The following is a 25,887-nucleotide window of genomic DNA, read 5'->3' as shown; positions in this document are numbered from 1 at the left end:
GTCGAGGCCACCGGGGCGAAAGGTTAGTTTGGATGATCTCCGAACGAGGGGCGGGAGGGCACGACCAGGTGGAGCGCAGGACGATCGGCGCGGGGGCGCTCGAAGTGGGCGCCGTCGGACTCGGCTGCATGCCGATGAGCTGGGCGTACACCGGCTCGCGGCAGCGGGGCGACGCGTCGGTGCGGACCGTGCACGCGGCGCTGGACGCGGCGGGTGCCGCCGACGGCGGTCGCGGCGGGGGAATGCTGCTGGACACGGCGGACATGTACGGGCCCTTCACCAACGAGCTGTTGATCGGCAGGGTCTTGAAGGAGCGGCGCGCGGAGGCGTTCGTCTCGACGAAGTGCGGGCTGCTGGTGGGCGAGCAGCACATCGTCGCCAACGGCCGCCCCGGCTATGTGAAGCGGGCCTGCGACGCGTCGCTGCGACGGCTCCAGACGGACACCATCGACCTCTATCAACTGCACCGCGCCGACCCCGAGGTACCCATCGAGGAGACGTGGGGCGCGATGGCCGAACTCGTCGCCGCGGGGAAGGTGCGGGCCCTGGGGCTGTGCGCCGTGGGGGCGCGCGCCCAACGGCGTTCTGCGCCGGGGCGCCCGGGCCCGGGACTGCACGATCTGACGATCCGGCAGCTGGAACGTGTGCAGCAGGTCTTCCCGGTGAGCGCGGTCCAGGCCGAGCTGGCGGTGTGGTCGCCGGAGGCGCTGGACACGCTGCTGCCGTGGTGCGTGGCGCGCGGCGTCGGGTTCCTCGCTGCGATGCCACTGGGGAACGGTTTCCTCACGGGGACACTGAAGCCCGGCATGGGTTTCGAGCCCGACGATCTGCGGGCCCGGCACCCGCGCTTCACCGCCGAGATGATGGCGGCGAACCAGCAGCTGGTGGTGGGGCTGCGCCGGGTGGCGGAGCGGCACGGGGCGACGCCGGCGCAGGCCGCGCTCGCCTGGGTGCTCGCGCAGGGGCGGCATGTGGTGCCGATACCCGGGGCCAAGCGGGAGCGGTGGGCGGTCGAGAACGCCGGGGCCGCGGCGATCCGGCTCACGGAGCGTGACCTGGCGGAGATCGCGGCGCTGCCGCCGGCGCTGGGCTCGTGGGACTGAGCGCTGGGGCCGGGGGGCTGATGTGTGACCGGGGGGTCTCGTGGTGGCGGATCGGGAACTTGCGGGGCGCGGGCGGTGTATGAACAGGAGAAGCGCTGCGTCGAAGGGATCCTGATCGTGCATCGACCTGCCAGTACGGCCTTGATGGCCGCCGCCCTCGTGTTCGCGGCCGGGTGCTCGTCCGGCGACGGCGAACCGGACCGGGCCGACAGCCCGCCGAAGCGGGACGGGACGAGCCAGTCCCCCACCGGCGGGGCGGGCGCCGACGCTCCGCCGGAGAAGGGCTCGGCGAAGGTCATCCGCACCCTCACCACCGGCCTCACATCCCCCTGGGGCCTGGCCCCGCTGCCCGGCGGCGACCTGCTGGTGTCCTCGCGCGACGAGGGGACGATCATCCGGATCGACGGGAAGACGGGCAAGAAGACGGAGCTCGGCTCGGTGCCGGGCGTCTCCCCCGGCGGCGAGGGCGGCCTGATGGGCCTCGCGCTCTCTCCGACGTACGCCTCGGACCACCTCGTGTACGCGTACTTCACGACGGAGTCCGACAACCGCATCGCCCGGATGCTGTACGACGAGGAGAAGCCAGGGGGCGAGCAGCTGGGCGCGCCCGACACGGTCTTCAAGGGCATCCCGAAGGGCTCGATCCACAACGGCGGCCGTATCGCGTTCGGCCCGGACAAGATGCTGTACGCGGGCGCGGGCGAAACGGGGGACACGGACCTCGCGCAGGACAAGAAGTCCCTGGGCGGCAAGATCCTCCGCCTCACTCCGGACGGCGAGCCCGCTCCCGGCAACCCCTTCGGCGACTCCCCCGTGTATTCGTTCGGGCACCGGAACGTGCAGGGGCTGGCCTGGGACGAGCAGAAGAGGCTGTGGGCGTCGGAGTTCGGCCAGGACACCTGGGACGAGCTGAACGAGATCAAGTCCGGCGGGAACTACGGCTGGCCGGAGGTCGAGGGCAAGGAGGGCGAGGAGGGATTCCGCGATCCGGTCGCCCAGTGGAAGACCTCCGAGGCCTCGCCGAGCGGGATCGCCTATGCCGAGGGCTCGGTGTGGATGGCGGGGCTGCGGGGCGAGCGGTTGTGGCGCGTCCCGGTGCGGGGCGTGGCGGGCGACCCGGAGCCGCAGGCGTTCCTGGAGGGCGAGCACGGCCGCCTGCGCACGGTGCTCGCGGCGGGCGGCGACAAGCTGTGGCTGGTCACCAATGAGACGGACTCGCGGGGCACGCCGGAGAAGGGGGACGACAAGATCCTGGAGGTGCGGGTGAAGTAGCTCGGCTCCTCAGCTCCCGGGCTCGGCGGAGTCCGTGGATGCCTCGGAGTCCGGAGTCGCGTCGAAGTCCGGGGACGCGTCGGCGCGCGGCGACGGCACGGATGGGCGTACGACCACCTTGCCCGAGGTCAGGTCTATCGGACCGCGCCCCGGGTCGCCGTCGGCGAGGTCGACGCGGGTCAGTTCCAGGCGCTTCTGCTCGTCGTCGGTGTGCTTGCGGCCCGGCGCGAACAGGGCCTCGATCGCGTTGAACACAGCGCCTCCCAGGAGCCGAGATTCCGCGGTCCAGCGTAGGCGAAGCCGCCGCGGTTCTGCCGGGGAGCGGGAACGTGCAGGTCAGCGCACCGCCTGCGGACTGCCGGGGGTCTGCGGGAACAGGCGCAGGCGGTGGGCGAGCGCCGCGGCCTCGCCCCGGCCGGTGACGGACAGCTTGGCGAGGATGTTGGAGACGTGGACGCTCGCCGTCTTCGGGGAGATGAAGAGCTCCTCGGCGATCTGGCGGTTGCTGCGGCCCACGGCGACCAGCCGCAGGACGTCCCGCTCCCTGCTGGTCAGCCCCAGCGCCTCGGCGGGGTCGACCGGCGTCTCGGGGGCGCGGGCGGCCTCGGTGGGGTGCAGGGCGAGGCGGGCGCGCTGGGCGAGTCCGGTGATCGCGTCGGCGAGCGGCCGGGCGCCGAGCCGGTCGGCCACCTCCGCGGCCTGGCGCAGGAGGCCCGCGGCGCGCTCGCGGTCGGTGGTGTCCGGGCCGAGGAGGGACTCGGCCAGGCGCAGGCGGGCGCGGGCGAGGTCGAAGGGGCGGTCGAGGGGTTCGAGGGCGGTGACCACGGCGGACCAGTCGGCGGAGGTGTCGCGGCCCTCGGCACGCAGGAGTTCGGCGCGGGTCCATTCGTCGTAGGCCCGCCAGAGCGGGATGGGGGTGGCGAGGGTCTTGGCTGCGCCGCGGATGCGGGCGAGGGCGGCGGGGCGGCCGGGTTCGGCGACGGGCAGGCCGCGGGCGTCGGCCTCCATCTCGGCGGCGGCGAGCAGGAGGGGCCAACCGTGCTTGTGGGTGCCGAAGGGAAGGCCCGGGGCGACGCCGCGTTCGAGTTCGGTGCGGCCGTCGAGGACGCGGCCCTCGGCGGCGGCGACGCCCAGGGCGATGCGGATGAGGACGAGGAGGTACTGGGGCTGGGGGTCGTGGGTGCCGAGGTGGTGGTGGGCGGTCTGCATGTGCCGGGTGGCGGCGGCGTACTCACCGCGGTGGAGGGCCATGCGTGCCAGACGTTCGGCGGCCGAGACGCGGGGTTTTGAACTCTGGACGCAGCGCTGGGTGTGGGCGACGGCGTCGGCGGCCTCGTCCCAGCGGCCGAGGGAGATGAGGGACTCGGCGACGTTGGCCCAGACCCAGCCCTCGGTGTCGACCAGGCCGTACTTGCGGCAGAACTCGATGCCCTCCATGCCGACGCGGACGGATTCGGCGGAGCGGCCGACGCCTTCGAGGGAGGAGGGGAGGTTGATGTGGACACGGCTCAGGTTGGTGACCAGGCCGTCGCGGACGACGCGGTCCCTGATCTCGTACATCTCGGCGAGACCGGCCTCGGGGTCGCCGGCCTCGACGAGGAGGGCACCGCGGGTGAGGCGGGCGTTGAGTTCGATGACATCGGCCTTGACCATGCGGGCGTACTCGACGGCGCGTTCGGCGGCGGCCAGGGTCTCGGGCCCCGGGTCGTGGAGCATGCCCCAGGAGGCGCGGTGGACGAGGACTTCGGCGTGCACCTCGGAGGGCGGCAGGCCGCGCATCAGCTCCTCGGCCCTGGCGATCTCGTCCCAGCCGTCGCTGCGGCCCAGGGTGGAGACCAGACGGGAGCGGGATATCCAGAACCAGGCGGCGCGGCGGGGGTCGTGGCCGTCCTCCAGGGTGCGCAGGGCACGCTTGGTGATCTTCAGGGCGCGCTCGCGCTCGCCGCAGAGGCGGCCCGCGACCGTGGCCTCGGCCATCAGGTCCAGGTAGTCCAGGGGGGTGGTGGCGGGGTCGCAGCCGCAGGGAGGGTAGCCCTCGACGTAGTCGGCGGGGCGGAGTTCCCGGCGGACGGCGTCCGGGGCGTCGTCCCACAGCTCCATGGCGCGTTCGAGGAGGCGCAGTTGCTCGCTGTAGGCGTGCCGGTGGCGGGCTTCGACGGAGGCGCCGAGGACGGCGGGCAGGGCCTTGGCCGCGTCGTGCGCGTGGTACCAGTAGGTGGCGAGGCGGGCGGCGCGCTGGTCGGCGGCGACGAGCGAGGGGTCGGCCTCCAGGGCCTCGGCGAAGCGGCGGTTGATACGGGAGCGTTCGCCGGGCAGCAGGTCGTCGCTGACGGCCTCGCGGACCAGGGAGTGCCGGAAGCGGTAGCCGTCGCCGTCCGGTGAGGCGAGCAGGATGTTGGCGCCGACCGCGGCCCGCAGCGCCTCGATCAGGTCGTCCTCGCCGAGCCCGGCGACCTCGGCGAGCAGTTCGTACTCGACGGTGGAGCCGCCCTCGGCGACGATCCGCGCCACCCGCTGGGTGTCCTCGGGCAGTTCCTCCACGCGGACGAGGAGCAGGTCGCGCAGGGAGTCCGTCAGGCCGGCGCAGCTGCCGCCGCCGTGGGAGGCGACGGCGAGCTCCTCGACGAAGAACGCGTTGCCGTCGGAGCGGTCGAACACGTCGTCCACGAGGGACGGTTCGGGTTCGGTGGCGAGGATCCCGGCCATCTGGCGGGCGACCTCGTCCTTGCTGAGGCGGCCCAGTTCGACGCGGCGCACGGTGCGCAGCCGGTCGAGTTCGGCGAGGAGGGGGCGCAGGGGGTGGCGGCGGTGGATGTCGTCGGCGCGGTAGGTGGCGAGGAGGACGAGGCGGCCGCCGCGCAGGGTGCGGAAGAGATAGGCGAGGAGGTGGCGGGTGGAGGCGTCGGCCCAGTGCAGGTCCTCCAGGGCGACGACGACGGTGCGGTCGCGCGAGAGGCGTTCCAGGAGGCGTGCGGTGAGTTCGAAGAGGCGGGCCGTGCCCTCGTCGGAGCGGCCGCCGGGGGTGTCTCCGTACGGGGCGGGGACCGCCAGTTCGGGCAGGAGTCTGGCGAGCTCCTCCTCCTGGCCCTCGGCCGCCGCGGCCAGTTCGTCGGGGAGCAGGCGGCGCAGGGCGCGCAGGGCGGTGGAGAAGGGGGCGAACGGCAGGCCGTCGGCGCCGATCTCGACGCAGCCGCCGACCGCGACGACGGCGCCCTGTTCCTCGGCGGCCGCGGTGAACTCCTCGACGAGGCGGGTCTTGCCGACCCCCGCCTCGCCGCCGAGCAGCAACGCCTGGGGCTCGCCCGGGCCCGGGCCCCCGGCTCCTTCGAGCGGGGTGCCCGTGGCGCGGGCGAGCGCTTCGTTCAGTACGCCCAGTTCATCGGTGCGGCCGACGAACACCGGGCTGACGGACCTGGTCTCCACAGCCGCGAGCATCGCACAGTGCGAGGACACCGCGGCACCCGTTATCCGCTGAGCGGACAGCGGTGCGGAGTGCGTCATGTCAGGCGGCCCGTGTGAAGCGGATCTTCCGGAAGGGCGTACTCACCGGCCCCTCTGCTTCGTGGCGGGCCGATCGGCGGGCGGCGGCGCGGCGCTTGCGGGCCTCGCCGACCAGACGGCGGTGGTCGGCCTGGCGGGCCAGCTCGGCGGCGCGCATCTGGTGCATCTCGTATTCGAACATCTCGTACCCCTCGGGTTGTCGGTGGTATCGCCGGTGTCGTTCTCTGCGATGTCTCCACTTTCGTCTCCCAGGGGGGTCGCCCACATCGGGCGGCTGCCGCATCTCCGGAGCGCGGGGGTCCTTAGACACGACGGAGGGCGGGGCAGGGGCCTTAGCCCCTGCCCCGCCCTTGCCTTAGGTGCCGCCGGCCGACGGCTCAGGAAGGTGCCGACGGGAGTCCGAGCAGCAGGTCGGAGTATTTGGCGATGGCGAGGACGAGCCCGATCACACCGAGCACGAAGCCCGCCCACGCGACGGACTTGATCCACGGCGCCTGCTCCTTGCCGGGGGCGCCGAACGCCGGCCTGACAAGCACGAGGAAGCCGACGACGAGCGCCGAGAGCGCGAAGAGGCCCGCGACCAGCGCGGTGGCCTGCCAGGAGTCGCCGTACATCGCCTGGAGCTGGTCGGAGACGCTGGCGGACTGCTTGGTCTCCAGCTGTCCCATGATGTTCGAGCGTGCTCCGGCGATCGTGCCGAGCCAGCCTCCGGAGAGGCCGATCACGCCGAGCGCGGCGGAGACGACGGCCGCGGCGCCCTGGCCGACGCCGACGGACTTGGCGGTGGCCACGGGTTCGGCGTCGACGTCGGAGTCGGTGTCGGACGCGTCCAGCGCCTCGTTGTCCGAGTCCCCGTCCGCGTCCGTGACTGCGTCCGAGCCCGTGACTGCGTCCGTGTCCGCGTCCGTCTTCGTGTCGACCGCGTCCGTCTTCGTGTCGGCCGCGTCGGACTTCGTGACGTCGACCGTCTCCGACTCTCCGGCCCCGGTCACTTCGTCGGCCTCGGCGCCGGTCCCGGCCGCGCCCTTGGCGGCGGCCGCGTCATCTGTCTTAGTACCCATGCTCCGCACCGTACGGACGGAGTCTGAGAGCTCTCTTAACGCGCGTCCCCCGCGGCGCGCAGCTCCCGCCACTCCGGCGCGAGGACGGACCAGACTTCCATGTCGTGCCGGATCCCCTGCCAGGGGAAGCTCTCCCGCAGCACGCCGTCCTTGGTGAATCCGAGCCGTTCGGCGGCCGCCTTGCTGCGCTCGTTGAGCGAGGAGACGAGCCACTCCACGCGGTGCATGCCGCGCTCGTCGACGGCCCAGTCGATGAGGACCCGGGACGCCTTGTTCACCAGGCCGCGCCCGGCGGCCGACGGCTCCAGCCACACGCCGATCTCGCAGCCGTCCACGCTGGTGTCGAAGATCCGGAAGAGGACGCCTCCGACGAGCGTGCCGTCCAGCCAGATGCCGTAGAAGCGGCCGGTGTCGGCGGCCTGCCGGTCGGCGAAGGTCTGGAGGTGCTTCCGCGCGGATTCCAGGTCCTTCACCGTCACGGTGAACGGTACCCACGCCTGCGCGTACTCCCGCGCCCGCTCGACGTGCTCGAGGAACTCCTGCGCCTGCCACGGCTCGATCGGCCGCAGCTCAGCGCCCTCGCCCAGCGATATCGCGAACATCCTGCTCCTTCGGCCCACTCACGTCGTCCACCGCGTCCCGCTCCCCGGGGATCTTCGCACGTGCGCCGCCCGCGTTCGAACGACATTCGGGCGGCTCGATGCTGATGCGCGGCAGGAGGCGGTCCAGGCGGCGCGGCAGCCACCAGTTCGCGCCGCCGAGCAGGTGCATCAGGGCCGGCACGAGCAGCGTGCGCAGCACGAAGGCGTCGAGGGCGACGGCCGCCGCGAGCGCGATGCCGAACATCGCGATGACGCGGTCGCCGCTCAGGACGAAGGCGAGGAACACCGAAATCATGATCACGGCGGCGGAGTTGATGACGCGGCTGGTCTCGGCGAGCCCGACGCGGACGGCCCGCCGGTTGTCGCCGGTCTCGAGCCACTCCTCGTACATCCGGCTGACCAGGAAGACCTGGTAGTCCAGGGAGAGCCCGAAGAGGACGGACACCATGATCACGGGGAGGAAGGGCTCGATCGGGCCCGCCCTGCCGAGTCCGAGCAGTTCGCTCCCCCAGCCCCACTGGAAGATCGCGACGACGACGCCGAAGGCGGAGGCGACGGCGGCGACGTTCATCGCGGCGGCCTTGAGCGGGATGCCGACGGAGCGGAAGGCCAGCAGGAGCAGGACGCAGCCGAGCCCGATGACCACGCCCACGAAGAGCGGCAGCTTGCCGACGATGACCTCGGCGAAGTCGTCGTAGCTCGCGGTGACGCCGCCGACGGACACCTCCAGGGAGCTGCCCGCCTCCTCCTTGGGAAGGACGTCGTCGCGCAGCCGGTCGACGAGTGCGCTGGTCCTCTCGGACTGGGGCGCGGAGTCGGGGACGACGGTGAGGAAGGCGGCGCGGCCGTTGTCCCCGTACGTCGCCGGGCTCACGGAGGCGACGCCTTCGGTCGACCTCAGCGTCGTGGCGAGGTCGTCGAGCGCCACCCGGTCGCCTGCTCCGTAGACCTCGCTGACGAGGGTCAGCGGCCCGTTGACACCGGCCCCGAAACCGTCGGCCAAGAGGTCGTACGCCTGGCGGGTGGTGGCCTTCGCGGGGTTGTTGCCCTGGTCGGACGTGCCCAGGTGCAGGCCGAGCGTGGGCAGCGCGAGTACGGCCATCACCAGGACCGCGACGGCGCCGAGCAGCTTGGGGTGGCGCTCCACGAAGGCGGCCCAGCGGGCGGCGAACCCGGTCGGCAGCTCGGGTTCGGGTCCGTGTGCGGCGAGCCTGCGCCGTTCACGGCGGCTGAGGGCGCGCGGGCCGATCCAGCCGAGGAGGGCGGGCAGCAGGGTCACGGACGCGGCGACGGTGAGGACGACGGTCAGCGACGCGGCGAGGGCGACGCCGTTGAGGAAGCCGAGCCGCAGGATGAGCATGCCGAGGAGGGCGATGCAGACGGTGGCGCCGGCGAAGACGACGGCGCGTCCGGTGGTGGCGACGGCACGTTCGGCGGCGACGGCGACGGGCAGACCGCGTTTGAGGCCCTTGCGATGTCTGGTGACGATGAAGAGGGCGTAGTCGATGCCGACGCCGAGGCCGATGAGGGTGCCGAGCATCGGTGCGAAGTCGGCGACGGTCATCAGATGGCCGAGCAGCACGATGCCGGCGTACGCGGTGCCGACGGACACCAGGGCGGTGGCGATGGGCAGGGCGGACGCGGCGAGGGAGCCGAACGCGAGGAAGAGGACGACGGCGGCGACGGCCACTCCCACGACCTCGGCGGCCTGGGCGCTCTTGGACTCGGTGAGTCCGATGGCGGTGCCGCCGAGCTCGACCTGGAGGCGGTCGGACGCGGCGGCCTCGGCGGTGTCGACGACGGCCTGCGCGTCGGCCTTGTCGATGTCGTCGGCCTGTTCGCGGAAGGTGACGGTGGCGTACGCCGTGCGGCCGTCCGCGCTGATCCGGCCCGCGCCCCCGTCGTCGTACGGTCCGGACACGGATGCCACGGCGGGCAGCTCGGCGATCCTGCCGAGGGCGTCGGACATCGTCTGCTCGACGTCGGCGGCGCGGACGGAGGTGCCGGGTCCGGTGTGCCAGACGACGGTGTCGCTGTCGCCGCCGAGGCCGTGGAAGTTCTCGTTCAGGAGCTGGGTCGCGCGACCCGACTCGGTGCCCGGCACTTCGTAGTCGTTCGAGTACGCGGATCCGGCGACGGCCGCGGCCGAGGCGGCGCCGCCGAGAGCCAGGAGCCACAGCAGGACGACGACGAGGCGGTGCCTGACGCACCAGCGGGCAAGTGCTGCCACGGACCGGCTCCCTGGTTGTTTTCGTGGATCTTCACCGGGAGCGGCAGTCGACGAACTGAACGGCCCGCAAAGAACGCATGAGTGGCGACATGTGCGCCGCAGTCACTTTGACAGCCCTTGATGATCGTTGGTCCGATTCGTGGCCATGCTCACAAGAGCACAAGGTGCGCGGAGGCACCAGAGGCACCTCCACGCACGCGTGCACGCCGTCGGTCAGCCCGAGACGCTCGCGCGGCCGTTCTCGATGTGCCCCATGAGCCGCCGCCGGAAGGCCGCGTCGCCGTCGGCGGTCACCTCGACGTCGTACCAGCCGTGCTCGTCGGCGGTGTGCCAGGCGACCGTACGGCTGCTGCGGGCCTTGACGCGGACGGTGCGCGTCCGCGACCGGACATCCGATGCGTCCACGTATCCGAGCGGCTTGACGGTGAAGACGAGGTCGCGGCTGCCGCGGTTGGCCAGCGTGAGGTGGATCTCGCGCCGGGTGATCGCGGAGGCGACCCGTGCCCCGCCGTCCTTGCCGTGCCCCTCCTTGCCCCCGCCGACCGCGGCCCCCGCGAACTCGCGCCGGAAGCCGTTCGGGCCGACGACGGTGAAGGTGTACGTGTCCCCCGGCACCGGCACGGTCCAGGTGCCCTTGCGGACGACGTCCTGATGCTGGGGGATCTTGAACTCGCCGGCGTACGGGTAGAGCGCGAAGTGGGCGCTGGAGCTGCCGCCGTTGCGCAGCCGCACGGTGAGCGTGCCGTCCTCGCCCGGCCGGGCGTCGGCGTCGGGCTGGTAGGGCAGCGGGCGGGCGCGGCGGACGCCGGGTTCCTGGACCGGCATGGACTGCTTCAGGGGCGGCTGCGGGGACCAGCGGCCGCTGAACGGGGGGATGGCGCCCGGCTGCTCGACGTCGGGCCGCCGGTGGCCGCGCCGGAAGTCGAAGGCTCCGGTGAGGTCGCCGGTGACCTTGCGCCGCCAGGCGCTGATGTTGGGTTCCCGCACGCCCGTCCACTTCTCCAGGAAGCGCACGACGGAGGTGTGGTCGAAGACCTCGGAGCAGACGTAGCCGCCGACGGTCCACGGCGAGACGACGAGCATCGGCACGCGCGCGCCGAGCCCCGTCGGCTTCCCCTCCCAGCGCTCCTCCCGCTCCTCGGCGGAGTCGCCGCCGGGCACGGGCGGCGGGACGTGGTCGAAGAAGCCGTCGTTCTCGTCGTAGTTGATGAAGACAGCGGTGCGGCGCCAGACGTCCGGGTGCGAGGCGAGGGCGTCGAGCACCTTGTAGACGATGGTCGCGCTGTGGATCGGCGAGGAGACGCTCGGGTGCTCGGAGTCCAGGGCGGACGGCACCAGATAGCTGACCTTGGCCAGCCTGCCGCGCGCGACGTCGTCGGCGAACTCCTCGGCCAGCCTGCCGGTGGGCACGCGCCGCAGACCGCGCTCGAAGAGGGACCGTTCACGCTTGTCCAGCGTGGCGACGCCCTCCTCCAGGGTGGCGAGCAGCTTGGCGCGCTCGGCCGCGTCCTTCGCGTCGCGCACCTTGGCGTAGAAGGCCTCCATGAAGGTGAGGCCGGTCTTGGCGAGGGCCTTGCGGGCGATCGCCTTGAAGGTGGTGAAGAACTCGATCTGGTTGTCGGTGAAGTTCTCCCACTCCGTGTACGTCTGCCAGCTGACGCCCGCCTTCTCCAGGCGCTCGGCGTACGTGCCCCAGCCGTACCCCGGGTGCGTGTCCTCGGCGTACGCGTCGTTGCCGACGGCCCGCTTGCCGTTCGCCTCATAGCCCGTCCTGCCGCTCCACAGGTGGTTGCGGTTGGGGCTGGTGGAGGTGTGGATGGAGGAGTGGTAGGCGTCGCAGACGGTGAAGGTGTCGGCGAGTTCGTAGTGCAGCGGGATGTCCTCGCGCGTGTAGTACGCCATGGTAGCCGCCGTCTTGGCGGTGACCCAGCCGTCCATCCAGCCGTCGTGCCAGGCCTTGGCGCCGCCGCTCCAGGAGTGGTCGAGCGCGCCGATGTACTGGAGGTCCTTCTTCTGTGTCTCGGCGGCCTGCCGCACGGGGAACGGCAGGATGGTGCGCAGGGCGCCCGGCTGCTCGAAGACCGAGGTGCCGCCGGGGAGGCGTATCGCGTTGCGGTCGCCGAAGCCGCGCACGCCGCGCAGGGAACCGAAGTAGTGGTCGAACGACCGGTTCTCCTGCATCAGGATGACCACGTGCTCGATCTTGTCGAGCCCGCCGTGGGCCGGCGGCTCGTGCGCGAGCGCCTCCTGCAGCGACGGCGGCAGGAACGAGCCGACGGCGGCGGCGCCGAGCGCGCCGCCGCCGATCGCCATCAGGCGTCTGCGCGAAATCTCCGGAGTCACGTGGGACCTCCCAGTAGTCCTGGCCGACATCCAATGGTTCCCTGCTGATCCATTGACCTGTACGGCGGGGACGCTAGTGACGCCCGGTTTCCTTGTGAAGGCTGCGGGACGAAGTCGCGGTGAACGTCCAAAAGTTCACCACGGCAGTCCATGGCGGACGGGGCTGCCGACAGCGGCGCCGACGGTGGCGGGCAGCGATGTCAGTGGCGGGTGTCATTCTCGGACACATGGAACTCGCCAACCGCATCGCCGCCTTCATGGAGCTGGTCGGACCGCCCGCCGACGCCGCGCCCGCCGTCGACTGGACCACGGTGGAGGCCTGGCTCGAAGTCCCGCTCCCCGGGGACTACAAGTCGCTGGTGACGGCATACGGCCCGGTTGAAATAGGCCACCCGGACACCGCTTCCATACGGCTGCACACGCCGTGCGTGAGCGCCGACGGGCGGTATGCGTACGGGGCGTGGGTGGTCGAGACCCACCGGCACTCGGCCATCAGGCCGGGCATGTTCACCCGGGAGCGGCGCCGCTTCCTGCCCGACGAGGGCGGCCTCCTCGCCTTCGCCACCACATCGGCGGGCGACCACCTCTTCTGGGACACCTCGGCCTCGAAGGACCCCGACGCGTGGCCGGTGGTGCTCCTGACCACGTCCGTCGCGGTCGGCGGCGCCGACCCCTGGGTGGCGTACGGCATGCCGCTCCTGGAGTTCCTGCACACCGCGGTCCGCGACGGCGTGCCGAACCCCGGCGAGCCCGGCGGGCTGCTCGGCCCGCTGCCGTGCGAAGCACGCACCTGGGCGCCGCTGGCCGGGGCCGCACCGTGGTCACCGCCGCCCCGCGGGACGTACGTCGACGCCCGCCAGCACGCCGCGCTCACCGAGGGCGAGGGCCTGGAGGCGATCACCGCGCTGATACCCCCGCCGCTCACCCCCCACCTGGGCAAGGGCAGTTGGGAGGCGCTCTTCGAACGGCTGGGCACCCGGCTGCCCGCGGACTTCGTGGCGCTGTCGGAGGCGTACGGCGCGGGGAACTGGAGCTGGTGGCTCGACATGCCGGCGCCGCTCGACCTCGACCACCGGCTCGGCCTCGCGACGAACACGGAGGAGATGCTGGAGGGGTACCGCAGCCTGCGCGAGAGCTTCCCCGAGTACTACCCGATGCCCGCCTGGCCCGAGCCCGGCGGCTTCCTGCCCGTCGCCTCGACGATCGACGGCGACCAGATCGGCTGGTGCGCCGAGGGCGACGACCCCGACCGGTGGCGCGTCGCGGTCAACCCTCGGCACGCGGATCAAGGGCCGCCCCTGGCGGGGAACCTCACCGAGACACTGCTGAACTGGCTGCGCGGCGGCCGCCCCGCCGGCGACGGCTTCTACTGGCTGCGCAAGGACCAGGACCCGCTGGAGCACATGTTCTTCGAGCCGTTCGGGGCTCCGCCGGGTACGGGTGAGGGCGGCACCCCCGCAGGGAGCACCGCTCTCACCAGGCCGGACGAAGAGAACCTCAGCCCTCGCTGACGCCCAGCTTCTCCAGGATCAGCTCCTTGACGCGGGCCGCGTCGGCCTGGCCACGGGTGGCCTTCATGACCGCGCCCACCAGCGCACCGGCGGCCGCGACCTTGCCGCCGCGGATCTTGTCCGCGACACCCGGGTTGCCGGCGATGGCCTCGTCGACGGCGGCCGTCAGGGCGCCCTCGTCCGAGACGACCTTCAGGCCGCGCTTCTCGACGACCTCGTCCGGCGAGCCCTCGCCCTTCAGGACACCCTCGATGACCTGGCGGGCCAGCTTGTCGTTCAGGTCGCCCGAGGAGACGAGCTCGGTCACCCGGGCGACGTGCGCCGGAGTGATCGGGAGCTCCTCAAGGGCCTGGCCCGACTCGTTGGCGTTACGGGCCAGCTCGCCCATCCACCACTTGCGGGCCGACGCCGCGTCGGCGCCCGCCTCGATGGTGGCGACGATCGGCTCGACCGCACCCGCGTTGAGGATCGACTGCATGTCGTGCTCGCTGATGCCCCACTCCTCGCGGAGGCGGTTGCGGCGCACGCGCGGCATCTCGGGCAGGCCGGCCCGCAGCTTCTCGACCCACTCGCGGGCCGGGGCGACGGGGACGAGGTCGGGCTCCGGGAAGTACCGGTAGTCCTCGGCGTTGTCCTTGATGCGGCCGGAGGTGGTGGAGCCGTCGTCCTCGTGGAAGTGACGGGTCTCCTGCACGATGGTGCCGCCGGAGTTCAGGACGGCCGCGTGGCGCTGGATCTCGAAGCGCGCCGCGCGCTCCACGGACCGCAGCGAGTTGACGTTCTTCGTCTCGCTGCGCGTGCCGAACTCCTGCTGCCCCTTGGGGCGCAGTGAGAGGTTCACGTCGCAGCGCATCTGGCCCTTGTCCATCCGGGCCTCGGAGACGTCGAGCGCCTTGATGAGCTCGCGCAGCTCGGCGACGTACGCCTTGGCGACCTCGGGGGCACGCTCGCCCGCGCCCTCGATCGGCTTGGTGACGATCTCGATGAGCGGGATGCCGGCGCGGTTGTAGTCCAGGAGGGAGTGCGATGCGCCGTGGATACGGCCCGTCGCGCCGCCCACGTGCGTGGACTTGCCGGTGTCCTCCTCCATGTGGGCGCGCTCGATCTCCACGCGGAAGACCTCGCCGTCCTCCAGCTGGACGTCCAGATAGCCGTTGAAGGCGATCGGCTCGTCGTACTGGGAGGTCTGGAAGTTCTTCGGCATGTCCGGATAGAAGTAGTTCTTCCGGGCGAAGCGGCACCACTCGGCGATCTCGCAGTTCAGCGCGAGGCCGATCTTGATCGCGGACTCGACACCGATCTCGTTGACGACCGGCAGGGCGCCGGGCAGGCCGAGACAGGTCGGGCAGGTCTGGCTGTTCGCGTCCTGCTTGAGCGCGGTCGAGCAACCGCAGAACATCTTGGTCTTGGTGCCGAGCTCGACATGGACCTCGAGGCCCATGACGGGGTCGTACGTCGCGAGGGCTTCCTCGTACGACACCAGGTCAGAAGTGACAGTCACGGTGAAACTTTCCCTCTCAGCCCAGCAGGACGTCGTCGTCGCCGAGGCGCTTGAGCTCGCGTACGAGCAGCGCGACGCCGGTGACGATGGCGGCAGCAGAGACGACGGCGTCCACGAGACGGAGCGTGTCGTGGTCAGAGCGGGCCATCCTGGCCTGCTTGAGCACGCTGACCGCGCCGAACGCGGTGGTGCCGATCGACAGGTACGTGCCGGTCTTGGACTTCTTGAAGCCCTTGGCCTTGTTCAGTGCACTCACAGCGACGGTGCCTCCTCAAGCAGCGGGTGACCCCACTTTTCCACGAAGGCGGCCTCGACGGCAGCGCCGACCTTGTACAGCCGGTCGTCCTTCATGGCGGGGGCGATGATCTGCAGTCCGACGGGCAGGCCGTCCTCCGGCGCGAGGCCGCAGGGCAGCGACATGGCGGCGTTGCCCGCCAGGTTGGTCGGGATGGTGCACAGGTCGGCGAGGTACATCGCCATCGGGTCGTCGGCGCGCTCGCCGATCGGGAACGCGGTGGTCGGCGTCGTCGGGGAGACGATCACGTCGACCTGCTCGAACGCCGCTTCGAACTCGCGGGTGATGAGCGTGCGGACCTTCTGGGCGCTGCCGTAGTACGCGTCGTAGTAGCCGGAGCTGAGCGCGTACGTGCCGAGGATGACGCGGCGCTTGACCTCGTCGCCGAAGCCGGCCTCACGGGTGAGCGCGGTGACGTCCTCGGCCGAACGGGTGCCGTCGTCGCCGACGCGCAGGCCGTAGCGCATGGCGTCGAAGCGGGCGAGGTTCGAGGAGCACTCGGAGGGCGCGATCAGGTAGTACGCGGAGAGCGCCAGGTCGAACGACGGGCAGTCCAGCTCGACGATCTCGGCACCGAGCTGCTTGAGCAGCTCCACCGACTCGTCGAAGCGCTGCACGACACCGGCCTGGTAGCCCTCGCCGCGGAACTGCTTGACGACGCCGACGCGCATGCCCTGGACGGAGCCGTTGCGGGCGGCCTCGACGACCGGCGGGACCGGGGCGTCGATGGACGTCGAGTCGAGCTCGTCGTGTCCTGCGATGACCTCGTGCAGCAGCGCGGCGTCGAGGACGGTGCGGGCGCAGGGCCCGCCCTGGTCGAGGCTGGAGCTGAACGCGACCATGCCGTAGCGGGACACGCCGCCGTACGTCGGCTTGACGCCGACCGTGCCGGTGACGGCCGCGGGCTGGCGGATCGAGCCGCCGGTGTCCGTGCCGAGGGCGAGGGGGCTCTCGTACGAGGCGAGGGCGGCGGAGGAGCCGCCGCCGGAGCCGCCGGGGATGCGGGTGAGGTCCCAGGGGTTGCCGGTGGGGCCGTACGCGCTGTTCTCCGTCGAGGACCCCATGGCGAACTCGTCCATGTTGGTCTTGCCGAGGATGACGACGTCGGCGGCCTTCAGGCGCTTGGTGACGGTCGCGTCGTACGGCGGGATCCAGCCCTCGAGGATCTTCGAGCCGACCGTGGTCGGCACGCCCTCGGTGGTGAAGATGTCCTTGAGCGCGACGGGGACGCCGGCCAGCGGGCCGAGCTGCTCGCCCCGGGCGCGCTTCTCGTCGACGGCGCGGGCCTGCGCGAGGGCGCCCTCGCGGTCGACGTGCAGGAAGGCGTGGACCTTCTCGTCGACGGCGTCGATGCGGGCCAGGTGGGCCTCGGTGACCTCGACCGCGGTGAGCTCGCCGGAGGCGATCCGCGACGCGATCTCTGCTGCGGTGAGCTTGATGATGTCCGTCATGACTTTCAGTCCTCCCCCAGGATCTGCGGCACCTTGAAACGCCGCTGCTCCTGGGCGGGGGCGCCCGAGAGCGCCTGCTCGGGGGTGAGCGACGGGCGGACCTCGTCCGCGCGCATGACGTTCGTCAGCGGCAGCGGGTGCGAGGTCGGCGGTACGTCTTGGTCGGCGACTTCCGAGACGCGGGCTACCGCGCCGATGATGTCGTCGAGCTGTCCGGCGAAGTGGTCGAGCTCCTCGGCCTTCAGCTCCAGACGTGCAAGGCGGGCGAGGTGGGCGACCTCCTCGCGCGTGATGCCAGGCATGCGGCGATCCTCAGGGGTGAGTGTGTGGGTTGTGACCCCAATCCTATGGGTCACCGAGCCGTGCCCGTGAAACGGTTTCCTCCCCACGGCTCCGGGGCGCCCGCGGGGGCTACTGCACCACGTGGCCCGGGGACTGTTCCGCGGCGGCGTTCGCCGCTTCCGCCGCTACGTCCGCCGGTCGGCGCCAGCCCCGGGAGCCGCGGGCGCGGAGCCACGCCGTCGTCTCCTCGGCCGGCATCGCGGCCGCGACGAGCCAGCCCTGGACCGCGTCGCATCCGAGGTCCCGCAGCCGCTCCCACGTCTCGTCGTCCTCGACGCCCTCGGCGACGACGAGCAGCCCGAGGGAGTGGGCGAGGTCGACGGTGCAGCGGACGATCTCCGCGTCTTCGTTGTCGACGGCGAGGCGGGCCACGAAGGAGCGGTCGATCTTGAGTTCGCTGACGGGGAGGCGGCGCAGGTGGACCAGGGAGGAGTACCCCGTGCCGAAGTCGTCGAGGGACATCTTGACGCCGTGGCCGGTGAGTCCCGCGAGGGTGTCCGCGGCGCGCTGCGGGTCTTCGAGGAGGACGTGCTCGGTTATCTCCAGTTGCAGGGCTCCCGCGGGGACCCCGTGGCGGGCGAGGCGCGCGGCGACCGCTCCGGCGAAGCCCGGCGTGTGGACGTCGCGCGGGGAGACGTTGACCGCGACGGGCACCTTCAGGCCCTGCGCCTGCCACTTCGCGACCTGGCCGAGGGCGGTCTCCAGGACGTACTCGGTGAGGTGCGGCATGAGGCCCGACGACTCGGCGATGGCGATGAACTCGTCGGGCGGCACCTTCCCCCGTTCGGGGTGCACCCAGCGCACCAGCGCCTCGAGGCCCGCGACCTTGCCGTCGAAGCGGACCTTGGGCTGGTAGTGGAGCTCGACGTCGCCCGCGTCGAGGGCGCGGCGCAGGTCGCCGAGGAGGCCGAGCCGGTCGGGGGTGTTGGAGTCCCGCTTGGATTCGTAGACCTCGACGCCCGTGCGGTCCCGCTTGGCCTGGTACATCGCGACGTCCGCACGCCGGAGGAGGCCTTCCGCGTCGAGTGCGTGGTCGGGGAAGACCGCGAGGCCCGCGCTGGCCTCCAGGACGAGGGTGAGGCCGTCGAGGTCGAGCGGGGAGCCGAGCGCGGCGACGAGCTGGCGGGCCACGCGCGTGGCCGATGTCGTGGAGTCGGCGACCGGCAGCAGTACGGCGAACTCGTCGCCGCCGAGGCGCGCCGCCTCCGCGCCGCGGGGCAGCGCGAGGCGCAGCCGGTCCGCGATCTGGAGGAGCAGCCGGTCCCCCGCGAGGTGACCGAGGGTGTCGTTGACCGACCGGAAGCGGTCCATGTCGATGAGCATTAACGCGGACCGTGCGCCGATCCGCTCGGCGTCGTCGAGGGCCGTCCAGGTCCGTTCGAGGAGCCACTGCCGGTTGGGCAGCCCGGTGAGCGGGTCGCGGAGCTGTTCCTCGGCCCGTGCCCGGGCGATCCAGAGGGTGGAGTCGAGGGCGACGAGCGGGATCGCGAAGAGGGGCAGCAGGATCGGCAGGGAGATCGCGACGACGCAGATCAGCGGGGCGATGCCGAGCAGCGCGATGCCGAGGAGGCCCTGCCGGACGAGGGCGGTGCGGGTGACGGTGGGCAGGGCCTCGGTGCGCGGCGCGTGGACGTACCAGAGCAGGACGCGGGTGACGACGAGGTACGCGACGGCGACCAGGGCCACTTGGGGCGCGGTGTAGAGGTCCCAGGTCTCGGGGAGCCAGGGCGACTCGGCGCTGGGTGCCGTGCCGAACGCGGCCAGGGTGAGTGCGCCCGCGCCGATGCCGATGATGTCGACCGCGCCGTGCAGCAGGCCCTGGCGCCAGCGGTGCCTGCGCGCGACGCCGACGAGGACGACGACGGTGAGGCTGACCATGCCGGCGGGCACCCAGCCGTAGAGGAGGAGGACGGCGACGGTGAGGGCGCCGCCGGAGCCGGTGCCGCCCCACCACCGGTCGCGGCCGAGGGCGACGAGGTGGCCGACGATGAGGCCGGTGAGGACGGCGAGGGACCAGCCCGCGGCGCCGGTGGGGAACAGGGCGTGGCGGCCCGTGAGCGCCTGGAAGAAGCCGGCGCCGAGCAGTACGGCGGCCGCGGCGACGGTCAGGAGGGGCAGCAGCGGCCAGGGGTCACGGGTGTCCTGCTCGGCCGGTGCGCCCGGCCCGGTGAGGGGCGCGGGGCTGTCGGTGCCGTGCGGCGGTGCGGCGGTCCAGGCCCGTTCGCGTGGTTCGACGGCGGTGCTCAGCGTGCAGGCTCCGGCGCCGGGGACCGGCTGCGGCATGCTGCCCGGGTCGGTGTTCGTCGCGGTCCGGCGGCCGCGCAGCCAGGCTCCCGGCGCGCGCCACAGGCGCGCGCGCAGCCGTGAGTCGGGGGCGGCGCTCTCGGTCGGTTCCATTCCCGTCCCTCTCACAGCCGGCGGTGCCCACGCCATGCGGACTCGGCCCTGATGCGGCCGCGCCCGTGAATCCGTTCCCGCACTCCGCTCGAGCGAGGAGACGCGGTTCTCCCGCACTCGCGCCGAGCAGGGGATGCCCCCTTCCAAGCCCTTGATGAGCAGGTGATACCCCGTTCGCTGCGGGGCACGGCAGGCGCACACCTCAACAGTAGGCCGCAGAAGGCTTCCACGGGCAGCGGTCGACTACGGTTGCCCGAATGCGACCCGGCCACCCGTATGCCTCTGGTATGCGCCGAACGGGTGGCCTTCAACCGCTACTCCTCGGTCGGAAGCGCGACTTCCCGCGCCGCGTCCGGTCCTTGTTCGAGCAGGACGGCGAAGCCTTCCTCGTTGAGAACCGGAACCTTCACCTGCATGGCCTTGTCGTACTTCGACCCGGGGTTGTCGCCGACGACCACGAAGGAGGTCTTCTTGGAAACGGAACCTGTCACCTTGGCTCCGCGACTCTGCAGCGCCTCTTTTGCGCCATCCCGGGTGTGGTGTTCGAGCGTTCCGGTGACGACGACCGTGAGGCCCGCGAGCGGGCGCGGGCCCTCGTCCTCGCCCCCCGCCTCTTCCTCCATGCGCACGCCGGCCTCCCGCCACTTGCGCAGGATCTCCCGGTGCCAGTCCTCGGCGAACCACTGTTTGAGGGAGGCCGCGATGGTCGAGCCGACGCCCTCCACCGCGGCCAACTCCTCCTCGGTGGCCTGATCGATGCGGTCGATGGAACGGAATTCGCGGGCCAGCGCCACGGCGGCCACCGGGCCGACGTGCCGGATCGAGAGGCCCGTGAGGACGCGGGCGAGCGGGCGCTCCTTGGCCGCCGCGATGTTCTCCAGCATGGCCAGGGTGTTCTTCTTCGCCTCGCCCTTCTGGTTGGCGAAGAAGGTGACGACCTTCTCCTCGCCGGTCTTGGGGTCGCGCTTGGGCAGGCCGGAGTCCTGGTCCAGTACGTACGACTTGATGGGCAGGAGCTCTTCGACCTTCAGGTCGAAGATGTCGCCCTCGTCGAGGATCGGCGGTTCGGCGGGCTCCAGCGGCCTGGTCAGGGCGGCCGCGGCGACGTACCCGAAGTTCTCGATGTCCAGGGACTTGCGGCCCGCGAGGTAGAAGAGACGTTCACGCAACTGGGCGGGGCACGACTGGGCGTTGGGGCAGCGGAGGTCGATGTCGCCCTCCTTCATGGGGCGCAGCGCCGTGCCGCACTCGGGGCACTCGGCGGGCATCACGAACTCCCGCTCGGTGCCGTCCCGCAGGTCGACGACGGGGCCGAGGATCTCCGGGATGACGTCTCCGGCCTTGCGGATGACGACCGTGTCCCCGATGAAGACGCCCTTCTTCTTCACCACGTCCTGGTTGTGCAGGGTCGCGAACTCGACCTCGGAGCCGGCGACGGTGACGGGTTCCACCTGCGCGTACGGCGTGACGCGGCCGGTGCGGCCGACGCCTACGCGGATGTTGATGAGTTTGGTGTTGACCTCCTCGGGCGCGTACTTCCAGGCGATGGCCCAGCGCGGGGCGCGCGAGGTGGAGCCGAGGCGGCCCTGCAGCGGGATCTCGTCGAGCTTGACGACGACCCCGTCGATCTCGTGCTCCACGGAGTGGCGGTTCTCTCCGAAGTACGCGATGAAGTCCCGGACGCCTTCGAGCCCCTCGACCACCTTGTTGTGCTTGGCGGTGGGCAGGCCCCACTCGTGCAGCAGCTCATAGGCGTGGCTGAGGCAGTCGATGTCGAGGCCCTCGCGGGCGCCGATGCCGTGCACCACCATGTGCAGCGGCCGCGTCGCGGTGACGCGCGGGTCCTTCTGGCGCAGCGAACCCGCCGCCGCGTTGCGGGGGTTGGCGAAGGGCTTGTCGCCCGCCTCGACGAGGCGGGCGTTGAGCTCCTCGAACTTCTCCATGGGGAAGAAGACCTCGCCGCGGATCTCCACGAGGGCGGGGACGCGGTCGCCCTCCAGGCGCTGCGGGATGTCCGCGATCGTGCGGACGTTCGGCGTGATGTCCTCGCCGGTGCGGCCGTCGCCCCTGGTCGCGGCGCGGGTCAGCTTCCCGTCCTCGTACGTGAGGTTGACCGCGAGGCCGTCGACCTTGAGCTCGCACAGGAGGTGGAAGTCCGGGGTGCCGGCCTCCTTGGCGACGCGGTCGGCCCAGGCGGCGAGCTCGGCGTCGTCGAACGCGTTGTCCAGGGACAGCATGCGCTCGCGGTGCTCGACGGCGGTGAACTCCGTCTCGTACGAACCCGAGACCTTCTGGGTCGGCGAGTCGGGGGTCCGGAGCTCGGGGTACTCCTCCTCCAGCGCTTCGAGGGAGCGCAGGAGCTTGTCGAACTCGGCATCGCTGACGACCGGCTGGTCCTTCACGTAATACCGGAAGCGGTGCTCCTCGATCTGCTCGGCCAGCTGGGCATGCTGATCCCGTGCCTCGGCGGGCACAGAGCCTTGCTGTTCGACAGCCACCGTTTCGTCCTCCCGTTACGTCATACCCAATTACTCAGGGTTGTCTGCGAGCGACCTCGCCGCTCTGGCGCAGTGGGCGAGCGCCGCACGCGCGTACGCGGGTGATGCGCCCGCGAGCCCGCACGACGGAGTGACCACGACCGACTCCGCGAGTGTTCCCGGATTCAGCCCCAGCCTGCGCCACAACGTCCTGACACCCATGACGCTACCGGCAGGGTCTGACAATCGGCCGTCCACGCCCGGCACGACACCGGCGAAGAGCTTCGTGCCGCCCTCGACCGCCTCACCGATCGCCTCGTCGTCACGCTCGGTGAGCAGGGCGAAGTCGAAGGAGACCGCGTCGGCCCCGGCGCGGCGCAGCAGCGCGAACGGTACGTCGGGCGCGCAGGAGTGGACGACCGTGGCGCCGTCGCCGTCGCCGTGGACGGCGAGGATGTCGCGCAGCGTGCTCTCGACGAGCTGCCGGTCCACGGCGCGGTGGGTGCGGTACTCGCTGGCGGTCTTGATCTGCCCGCGCAGCACGGCGATCAGCGAGGGCTCGTCGAGTTGCAGGATCACGTGGGCGCCGGGCACCCTGCGGCGGACGTCCGCGAGGTGCGTGCGCAGGCCTTCGGCGAGGGATCCGGCCAGGTCGCGGCAGGCGCCGGGGTCGGAGAGCGCGGCCTCGCCGTTCCTGAGCTCCAGGGCGGCGGCGAGGGTCCAGGGGCCGACGGCCTGGACCTTCAGCGGGCCCTGGTACCCCTGGGTGAACTCCTCCAGGGCGTCGAGGTCCTCGCCGAGCCAGGCCCTGGCGCGCCGGGTGTCCCGGCCCGGCCGGTCGCCGATCCGCCAGCCGCTGGGCTCCACGCGCGCGTACAGGTCGACGAGGAGCCCAGCGGTGCGGCCGATCATGTCGGCGCCGGGGCCGCGCGCGGGCAGCTCTGCGAGGTACGGCATGCCGTGTTCGGGACCTTCGAAGCTGCCGGTGACGGTCTTCGCGGCCTCGCGGGCGTCCCCGCCGGGCATGGACCCCACGCCGGTGGCGGGGCCCCAGGTGAACGCGTCGCTCATCGTCCCGGCCGCACCGTCAGGTCGTTGACCTCCGCGTCGCGCGGCAGGTCCAGGGCCATGACGATCGTCGTGGCGACCGACTCGGGGTCGATCCAGCGGGACGGGTCGTACTCCTTGCCCTCCTGCTGGTGGACCTTGACCTGCATGGCGCTCGCCGTGCGGCCGGGGTAGACGGAGGTGACGCGGACGCCATTGCCGTGCTCCTCCTGGCGCAGCGAGTCGGCGAGGGCCTTCAGGCCGTGCTTGGAGGCGGCGTACGCGGCCCAGTCGGCGTTGGCGTTGAGACCGGCGCCCGAGTTGACGAAGAGCACATGCCCCTGGGCGAGCCGGAGTTGGGGCAGGAAGTGGCGGGTCAGCTCGGCGGGGGCGATGAGGTTGACGTTGAGCTGGTGGCGCCAGGCCTTGGGGGTGAGCTCGCCGACCGGGCCGAGGTCGACGACGCCCGCGATGTGCAGGAGGGAGTCCACGCGCGAGGGCAGCGACTGGTGCCCGAACGCCCAGGACAGCTTGTCGGGGTCGGAGAGGTCTCCGACGAGGGTGCTCGCGCCCGGAAACTCGGCGGCGAGCTCTTTGGCGCGGCCCGCGTCCCGCGCGTGCAGGACGAGGTCGTCGCCGCGGGTGTGGAGGCGGCGGGCCACGGCCGCGCCGATGCCGGAGCCGGCCCCGGTGATCACATGTGTTGCCATACCCGCCATGCTCGCATCACTGGGTGCCCGCGGATTCTTCCAGGTAGGCCAGTGCGCCGACGGGCTCCTCCGCGAAAAAGACGAGGTCGGTGAGCGGGAGGGGCAGGAAGCCCTCGTCCTCCATGCGGCGGAACTGCTCCTTGAGGCCGTCGTAGAAGCCCGCGGAGTTCAGCAGGACCACCGGCTTGGTGTGCTTGCCGTGCTTCTTCAGCTCCAGGATCTCGGTGGCCTCGTCGAGCGTGCCGGTGCCGCCCACCATGATCACGATCGCGTCGGCCTTCTCCAGGAGCAGCGCCTTGCGCTCGGCGAGGTCGCGGGCGACGACCATCTCGTGCGGCTCGGCGACCTGCCGGGCCTTGGCGGCGAGGAAGTCCACGGAGACGCCCACGAGCCGCCCTCCCGCCTCGTGCACGCCGTCCGCCACGACCTTCATCAGGCCGCTCTCGGAGCCGCCCCAGACCAGCGTGTGACCGCCCTTGCCGAGCAGTTCGGCGAATTCGCGGGCCGGGCGGGTGTAGCGGTCGTCGAGGTCGGCGGCGGAGAGGAAGACGCAGATGTTCATGCGCCCACGGTACGTTCCGTACCTCAGGGCACTCGCAGAGCATCCGTCGAGGAGGGCACGACATGACCAACGGGCACCGGATCACCGTCGAGCAGGGCAAGGACCACGTGCGCGTGGTGCACGACGGGCAGGTCGTGGCGGAGAGCAGCCGCCCCCTGCTGCTGCGCGAGACGGGCTACCCGGTCCGTCACTACCTCCCTCCGGAGGACGTCCGCACGGACCTGCTGACCCCGTCGGAGACCACCACGTACTGCCCCTTCAAGGGCACGGCCTCCTACTGGTCGCTGCCGGGGGCGGCGGACGCGGTGTGGGCGTACCCGGAGCCGAAGGCGGCCGTGGCCGGGATCAAGGACCACTTCTGCTTCTACGAAGCAGAGGTCACGGAAGCGTAGGTCGTGAGAGCGGGAGTCACGACGCGGCGGTGAACGTCCGCCGGTAGGCGACCGGCGAGACGCCCAGCACGGCCCGCATGTGCTGGCGCAGCGAGTTGCCGGTGCCGAAGCCCGACCGGTGGGCGACCACGTCCACCGGCAGGTCGCTGGACTCCAGGAGCTGGCGTGCGAGTTCGATGCGCTGGGCGGTCAGCCACCGGCCGGGCGGCATGCCGACCTCTTCCTGGAAGCGTCGGGTGAAGGTGCGCAGGCTCATGCGCGCGTGGGCGGCGAGTTCGCCGAGGGGCAGCGGCTCCTGGAGCCGTTCGAGTGCCCACGCGCGCGTGGCGGCCGTCGTGGCGAGCGTGGGCTCGGGGACGGGCCGCTCGATGTACTGGGCCTGGCCGCCGTCGCGCCAGGGCGGCACGACGCACACGCGCGCGATGTGGTTGGCGACGGCGGCGCCGTGGTCGCGCCGCACGACGTGCAGGCAGAGGTCGATGCCGGCCGCGACGCCCGCCGCGGTCAGCACGTCGCCGTCGTCCACGAAGAGCACGTCCGCGTCGACCTTGATCCTGGGGAAGGACCGCTGGAAGTCGCGGGCGACGTGCCAGTGCGTCGTCGCGGGGCGCCCGTCGAGGAGACCGACGGCCGCGAGGACGTACGAGGCGTTGCAGAAGGACACGATGCGGGTGCCGGGCCTGATCCTGCGCAGGGCCGCGGCGACCGGCTCCGGCAGTTCCTCGCCCGCCATGCCCCGGTCGAAGCTGCGGGTCGGCGTGATCACCACGGTGTCCGCGGTGTCGAGGGCCTCGGGTCCGTGCTCGGCCGCCACCGTGAACCCGGAGTCCGTGCGCACCGGGCGGCCGTCCACCGTGCAGACGACGACGTCGTAGAGCGCCTCTCCGCGGTCGTTCAGGGCGTTGCCGAAGACGCGGGAGGGGATGCCGAGCTCGAAGGCGTACGCGCCGTCCAGCGCGATGACCGCGACGCGGTGGGCGCCGTCGCGGTCGCCGAGGCCATTCAGGTTCATGGCCGAATCCTGTCACATACTGGCCAAACAGCCAGCACCGCGCGGGTCGGCGCCGCCGCACTCTTGGTCCCACCAGCA

21 protein-coding genes are annotated in these 25,887 nt (G+C 71.9%); 4 read left to right on the top strand and 17 right to left on the bottom strand.

Going from position 1 to position 25,887, the window contains the following annotated elements; translation table 11 throughout:
* Positions 1-68 precede the first annotated feature (68 nt).
* Positions 69-1,103: an aldo/keto reductase gene (locus tag AC07DO_RS33260; protein WP_479065418.1), complete on the top strand. Its 1,035-nt coding sequence runs from the start codon at positions 69-71 to the stop codon at positions 1,101-1,103.
* A 144-nt stretch (positions 1,104-1,247) separates the two neighbouring features.
* Positions 1,248-2,375: a PQQ-dependent sugar dehydrogenase gene (locus AC07DO_RS33255; RefSeq protein ID WP_479065416.1), complete on the top strand. Its 1,128-nt coding sequence runs from the start codon at positions 1,248-1,250 to the stop codon at positions 2,373-2,375.
* A 9-nt stretch (positions 2,376-2,384) separates the two neighbouring features.
* On the opposite strand, the gene AC07DO_RS33250 is transcribed toward AC07DO_RS33255, so the two are convergent.
* The 7 genes from AC07DO_RS33250 to AC07DO_RS33220 form a co-directional block, all read right to left on the bottom strand.
* Positions 2,385-2,630, bottom strand: a complete 246-nt coding sequence (locus tag AC07DO_RS33250) for a DUF6191 domain-containing protein (RefSeq protein ID WP_479065053.1) — start codon at positions 2,628-2,630, stop codon at positions 2,385-2,387.
* A gap of 81 nt (positions 2,631-2,711) precedes the next feature.
* Positions 2,712-5,810: a helix-turn-helix transcriptional regulator gene (locus AC07DO_RS33245; RefSeq protein ID WP_479065414.1), complete on the bottom strand. Its 3,099-nt coding sequence runs from the start codon at positions 5,808-5,810 to the stop codon at positions 2,712-2,714.
* 67 nt (positions 5,811-5,877) lie between these two features.
* Complete coding sequence (locus AC07DO_RS33240; protein WP_479065051.1) at positions 5,878-6,057, bottom strand: hypothetical protein; 180 nt, start codon at positions 6,055-6,057, stop codon at positions 5,878-5,880.
* Positions 6,058-6,253: 196 nt separating this feature from the next.
* Entirely contained in the window at positions 6,254-6,937 is a 684-nt protein-coding gene (locus AC07DO_RS33235) for a hypothetical protein (RefSeq protein WP_479065049.1), read from the bottom strand.
* Between the two features lie 35 nt (positions 6,938-6,972).
* On the bottom strand, positions 6,973-7,539 hold the full coding sequence (locus AC07DO_RS33230; protein WP_479065047.1) for a GNAT family N-acetyltransferase: 567 nt from the start codon (positions 7,537-7,539) through the stop codon (positions 6,973-6,975).
* Positions 7,508-9,769: an MMPL family transporter gene (locus AC07DO_RS33225; RefSeq protein ID WP_479065045.1), complete on the bottom strand. Its 2,262-nt coding sequence runs from the start codon at positions 9,767-9,769 to the stop codon at positions 7,508-7,510. Before AC07DO_RS33225 ends, AC07DO_RS33230 begins: the two co-directional genes overlap by 32 nt.
* A gap of 213 nt (positions 9,770-9,982) precedes the next feature.
* Positions 9,983-12,112 carry a phosphocholine-specific phospholipase C gene (locus AC07DO_RS33220; protein ID WP_479065043.1) on the bottom strand — a complete coding sequence of 710 codons (2,130 nt, stop codon included), beginning with the start codon at positions 12,110-12,112 and terminating at the stop codon, positions 9,983-9,985.
* A 227-nt stretch (positions 12,113-12,339) separates the two neighbouring features.
* On the opposite strand from AC07DO_RS33220, the gene AC07DO_RS33215 reads away from it, so the two are divergent.
* Positions 12,340-13,623, top strand: coding sequence for an SMI1/KNR4 family protein (locus tag AC07DO_RS33215; protein WP_479065041.1), 1,284 nt, complete (start codon positions 12,340-12,342; stop codon positions 13,621-13,623).
* Here AC07DO_RS33215 and gatB read toward each other — a convergent pair.
* The 9 genes from gatB to AC07DO_RS33170 form a co-directional block, all read right to left on the bottom strand.
* Positions 13,610-15,124 (bottom strand): Asp-tRNA(Asn)/Glu-tRNA(Gln) amidotransferase subunit GatB, encoded by a 1,515-nt coding sequence (gatB, locus tag AC07DO_RS33210; RefSeq protein ID WP_479065039.1) that lies wholly within the window; start codon positions 15,122-15,124, stop codon positions 13,610-13,612. The genes AC07DO_RS33215 and gatB overlap by 14 nt on opposite strands.
* A gap of 16 nt (positions 15,125-15,140) precedes the next feature.
* Complete coding sequence (locus tag AC07DO_RS33205) at positions 15,141-15,380, bottom strand: hypothetical protein (RefSeq protein ID WP_150216050.1); 240 nt, start codon at positions 15,378-15,380, stop codon at positions 15,141-15,143.
* A complete protein-coding gene (gene gatA / locus AC07DO_RS33200) occupies positions 15,377-16,870 on the bottom strand; it encodes an Asp-tRNA(Asn)/Glu-tRNA(Gln) amidotransferase subunit GatA (protein ID WP_479065037.1) in 1,494 nt (497 codons plus the stop codon). Before gatA ends, AC07DO_RS33205 begins: the two co-directional genes overlap by 4 nt.
* A gap of 5 nt (positions 16,871-16,875) precedes the next feature.
* Entirely contained in the window at positions 16,876-17,172 is a 297-nt protein-coding gene (gatC, locus tag AC07DO_RS33195) for an Asp-tRNA(Asn)/Glu-tRNA(Gln) amidotransferase subunit GatC (protein ID WP_135333574.1), read from the bottom strand.
* 109 nt (positions 17,173-17,281) lie between these two features.
* The gene (locus AC07DO_RS33190) at positions 17,282-19,609 is read right to left on the bottom strand and encodes a putative bifunctional diguanylate cyclase/phosphodiesterase (RefSeq protein WP_479065035.1); all 2,328 of its coding nucleotides are present in this window, start codon (positions 19,607-19,609) and stop codon (positions 17,282-17,284) included.
* Between the two features lie 314 nt (positions 19,610-19,923).
* Positions 19,924-22,107: an NAD-dependent DNA ligase LigA gene (gene ligA, locus AC07DO_RS33185; protein WP_479065033.1), complete on the bottom strand. Its 2,184-nt coding sequence runs from the start codon at positions 22,105-22,107 to the stop codon at positions 19,924-19,926.
* Between the two features lie 30 nt (positions 22,108-22,137).
* Positions 22,138-23,157 (bottom strand): methionine synthase, encoded by a 1,020-nt coding sequence (locus tag AC07DO_RS33180; protein ID WP_479065029.1) that lies wholly within the window; start codon positions 23,155-23,157, stop codon positions 22,138-22,140.
* Positions 23,154-23,843, bottom strand: coding sequence for an SDR family oxidoreductase (locus AC07DO_RS33175; RefSeq protein ID WP_479065027.1), 690 nt, complete (start codon positions 23,841-23,843; stop codon positions 23,154-23,156). Before AC07DO_RS33175 ends, AC07DO_RS33180 begins: the two co-directional genes overlap by 4 nt.
* Positions 23,844-23,859: 16 nt before the next feature.
* Complete coding sequence (locus AC07DO_RS33170) at positions 23,860-24,405, bottom strand: LOG family protein (RefSeq protein WP_479065025.1); 546 nt, start codon at positions 24,403-24,405, stop codon at positions 23,860-23,862.
* Positions 24,406-24,467: 62 nt separating this feature from the next.
* Between AC07DO_RS33170 and AC07DO_RS33165 the strand changes: the two genes are divergently transcribed.
* Positions 24,468-24,797 (top strand): DUF427 domain-containing protein, encoded by a 330-nt coding sequence (locus AC07DO_RS33165; protein WP_479065023.1) that lies wholly within the window; start codon positions 24,468-24,470, stop codon positions 24,795-24,797.
* A 16-nt stretch (positions 24,798-24,813) separates the two neighbouring features.
* Here AC07DO_RS33165 and AC07DO_RS33160 read toward each other — a convergent pair whose 3' ends face one another.
* A complete protein-coding gene (locus tag AC07DO_RS33160) occupies positions 24,814-25,809 on the bottom strand; it encodes a GlxA family transcriptional regulator (RefSeq protein WP_479065021.1) in 996 nt (331 codons plus the stop codon).
* Between the last annotated feature and the right edge of the window lie 78 nt (positions 25,810-25,887).

It is taken from the genome of Streptomyces sp. NPDC045678 (assembly GCF_056432085.1).
This window is presented reverse-complemented; position numbering and strand designations above follow the sequence as displayed.

Excerpts from the sequence above, each read along its gene's own strand:
- AC07DO_RS33215 (WP_479065041.1), top strand. The coding sequence starts at position 12,340 with ATGGAACTCGCCAACCGCATCGCCGCCTTCATGGAGCTGGTCGGACCG.
- AC07DO_RS33235 (WP_479065049.1), bottom strand. The coding sequence starts at position 6,937 with ATGGGTACTAAGACAGATGACGCGGCCGCCGCCAAGGGCGCGGCCGGG.
- AC07DO_RS33170 (WP_479065025.1), bottom strand. The coding sequence starts at position 24,405 with ATGAACATCTGCGTCTTCCTCTCCGCCGCCGACCTCGACGACCGCTAC.
- AC07DO_RS33180 (WP_479065029.1), bottom strand. The coding sequence starts at position 23,157 with ATGAGCGACGCGTTCACCTGGGGCCCCGCCACCGGCGTGGGGTCCATG.
- AC07DO_RS33190 (WP_479065035.1), bottom strand. The coding sequence starts at position 19,609 with ATGGAACCGACCGAGAGCGCCGCCCCCGACTCACGGCTGCGCGCGCGC.
- AC07DO_RS33240 (WP_479065051.1), bottom strand. The coding sequence starts at position 6,057 with ATGTTCGAATACGAGATGCACCAGATGCGCGCCGCCGAGCTGGCCCGC.
- AC07DO_RS33160 (WP_479065021.1), bottom strand. The coding sequence starts at position 25,809 with ATGAACCTGAATGGCCTCGGCGACCGCGACGGCGCCCACCGCGTCGCG.
- gatA (WP_479065037.1), bottom strand. The coding sequence starts at position 16,870 with ATGACGGACATCATCAAGCTCACCGCAGCAGAGATCGCGTCGCGGATC.
- AC07DO_RS33230 (WP_479065047.1), bottom strand. The coding sequence starts at position 7,539 with ATGTTCGCGATATCGCTGGGCGAGGGCGCTGAGCTGCGGCCGATCGAG.
- gatC (WP_135333574.1), bottom strand. The coding sequence starts at position 17,172 with ATGCCTGGCATCACGCGCGAGGAGGTCGCCCACCTCGCCCGCCTTGCA.
- AC07DO_RS33165 (WP_479065023.1), top strand. The coding sequence starts at position 24,468 with ATGACCAACGGGCACCGGATCACCGTCGAGCAGGGCAAGGACCACGTG.
- AC07DO_RS33175 (WP_479065027.1), bottom strand. The coding sequence starts at position 23,843 with ATGGCAACACATGTGATCACCGGGGCCGGCTCCGGCATCGGCGCGGCC.
- AC07DO_RS33255 (WP_479065416.1), top strand. The coding sequence starts at position 1,248 with ATGGCCGCCGCCCTCGTGTTCGCGGCCGGGTGCTCGTCCGGCGACGGC.
- AC07DO_RS33245 (WP_479065414.1), bottom strand. The coding sequence starts at position 5,810 with ATGCTCGCGGCTGTGGAGACCAGGTCCGTCAGCCCGGTGTTCGTCGGC.